Source organism: uncultured Alistipes sp. (assembly GCF_910580175.1).
Taxonomy (GTDB): Bacteria; Bacteroidota; Bacteroidia; order Bacteroidales; family Rikenellaceae; genus Alistipes.
The window spans coordinates 1-2,433 of the sequence record NZ_CAJTXD010000013.1 but is presented as its reverse complement, the minus strand read 5'-3'; the positions used below and the strand labels follow the sequence as shown (position 1 = coordinate 2,433).

Below are 2,433 nucleotides of genomic sequence, written 5' to 3'. Positions count from 1 at the left end.
AGCGTAAAAACGCTCCTTTCTATTTGTTCCAGTCAAGTACTCCGGTTATTTCGCTTTCACACAACGCACCTGCATGCCGTTGGCTCGCCCCATGGGGCGACCGTTTCGCACACCGCTTTGCGCCGCATCGTCGATCTTGAACCAGAAGCAAAATGCGGACGCCATCGTCTCGGCAGCATCGGCCGTCCAATAATAACCGACCCAAGGTTGCATTTCGACAGCACGCGTCAGCAGCGATTCGTCGAAATAATTGTGGATCGAAGCATCGCGCCAACTGCGTCGGCCGGCAGCCATGAAAAGCCCTTCGGCCGTACCGCCGGTCAGCGTCCATCCGAATTTTTCTGCATAATCCTTTGCAGCCGCAGCATCCAGATTTTCCTTGATCTCAAGGTTGTCGAACGCCGCAGCAGGTGCTACCCGCCAACCGTAGGGGCAGGGATCGTTGTCGCCCGTCCAACCATTCGAAGCGGTGCCTTGCAACCAATCGGCATCCTTCCCGCCGACCGTGATGAACGTCGTGGGGTTCTTCGCAGCATATTCCGCCGTGCCGGTCTCTGCATCGGAGACCACGGTTTGCATATAGACGCTCGCGCCGCTGCCATTGTACATTGAGGCCGAAGCGCCTGCGGCAGCATTGTAAGTCAACGGGCCGACAAACGGATCTTTGCGTCCCCATTGATAGAAGAGACCGTAGGAGGAGAGGATTTCGTTGTTGGTCGAATTAGCATTGGCCCGCGCACCAAGATTGCGGCTCATCATCGTATGCCCGTTCAATTCAAGCGGAGCGCTCTCGGGGTCGTAGTCCGACACCCAAACATGCCAGCTCCAAAGCAGGTTGCCGTTTGTGTCGTAGGCTCCGATCAATGCGTTTCCCTCCTTGATTTTGGTATTGGCACTGCTGTCGCTTCCGACATAGAACGACGCTTTGCCGTCGATCAAGTAGAGGTGCTGCACAAGCGATGCGGCCGACTGCCAGATAACATCCACACGAGCCGTAGCCAACGGCGCCGACCCGCAGCCTTTGTGCATGGCGTCGAACATATAGTTCGTCTCCTTCAGATTCGCCAGATAACTGTTGGCGGGTTTGTCGCTGAAATCGACCGTTTTCGCAAGTCCGACGAAAAGCGTTGCCGAAGCGACCGAACCGCCGCCGTTGACCGAGGCGCTCAGCACGACCGATCCCGAAGTTTCGGTCTCGTCATCCGATTGCGCAGGTGCGGTCACGTTGACCGTCATGGCTGTGCGATCTACTGAAACTTCCCAGCCTGCGGGCGACGAAGTGATGGCAAGCGTCTGGAACTGAACATTGTCCGCCGAAAATCCGATCGACGCATGCTGCCCCGGATCAAAATATGCCGCAGAACGATCGAACGAAATATTGCCCGTTTCCTTATCTTTGCTGCAAGCCCCGGTCAGAACCGCTGCGATAGAGATCATCGCCATCGCCGCTGCTTTTGCCAATCCTTTCATACTATCCGTCTTCAAAATTATTTGCAAAGGTACCAAAAAACGGGTATAATCCTACAAAGCGTTTTCGATAAATTGCATTTGGGAATAATTATTGTCTCCGCCTGGACAACTAACGCATCAACGGTACGAATAGTATGCTGGAAATGAAAAACGAGTCGGAACCGACGCCTGAAGGCGGAGGCATATCCATTACGATCGCCGAAAAAGGGCCTTATCTGGTCTATGGGCGTCCGCCTTTCTGCGAACAATTCATCATGCCCGATCCGGACAACGAAAGCTGGTATTTCCAGGAGGGCAAACATTTCTCCACCGAATCGGAACCGACGGCCTTATGCCGTTGCGGGGCCTCGCAACGCAAACCCTATTGCGACGGCGCCCATGTCCGTGCCCGATGGAATCCGGAACTTACGGCATCCGACAAGCCGTTGCAGGAGGAGGCCGAAACGATCGAGGGCGGCACCCTGCGCATGAGCGACAATCCCAAATATTGCATGTTCGCCCGATTCTGCCATCCCTATGGCGATGCGTGGACGCTTACCGAGCAGTCGGACGATCCCGAAGCCCGCCGGCTGGCCATCCGCGAGGCGTCGATGTGCCCGAGCGGCCGGCTCACGGCATGGGACAAGCAGTCGGGCAAGCCGTTCGAATTCCATTTCGAACCCAGCCTGGGACTGATCGAAGACATCGCCATCGGAGCGAGCGGCGGCTTATGGCTGCGGGGCGGCATCGTGCTGCGCCGCGCCGACGGACGGACTTACGAAACCCGCAACCGGGTGGTGGTGTGCCGTTGCGGTCAATCAGCCTACAAGCCCTATTGCGACGGCACGCATGCGGCCATCAAGTGGCGCGACGAATTGCAAGGCGATCCCGTGGGCGAAACTTTGCCGGAAGAAGTTTATTGACATTGCTTGGTTTCGGTGCAGGAGTCAAGGATGCTGCCATGAATATCCAAGAGCCGGCTTC

The 2,433-nt window shown here is 56.5% G+C and carries 2 protein-coding genes; one reads left to right on the top strand and one right to left on the bottom strand.

Going from position 1 to position 2,433, the window contains the following annotated elements:
* Positions 1-45: 45 nt before the first annotated feature.
* Positions 46-1,470 carry a hypothetical protein gene (locus QZ298_RS08650; RefSeq protein ID WP_296008139.1) on the bottom strand — a complete coding sequence of 475 codons (1,425 nt, stop codon included), beginning with the start codon at positions 1,468-1,470 and terminating at the stop codon, positions 46-48.
* A 134-nt stretch (positions 1,471-1,604) separates the two neighbouring features.
* Between QZ298_RS08650 and QZ298_RS08645 the strand changes: the two genes are divergently transcribed.
* The gene (locus QZ298_RS08645; RefSeq protein WP_296008135.1) at positions 1,605-2,372 is read left to right on the top strand and encodes a CDGSH iron-sulfur domain-containing protein; all 768 of its coding nucleotides are present in this window, start codon (positions 1,605-1,607) and stop codon (positions 2,370-2,372) included.
* The last annotated feature ends 61 nt before the right edge of the window (positions 2,373-2,433 follow it).

What these genes read in the sequence shown, in the direction of transcription:
- QZ298_RS08650 (WP_296008139.1), bottom strand. Translation starts at nt 1,470, where the DNA reads ATGAAAGGATTGGCAAAAGCAGCGGCGATGGCGATGATCTCTATCGCA.
- QZ298_RS08645 (WP_296008135.1), top strand. Translation starts at nt 1,605, where the DNA reads ATGCTGGAAATGAAAAACGAGTCGGAACCGACGCCTGAAGGCGGAGGC.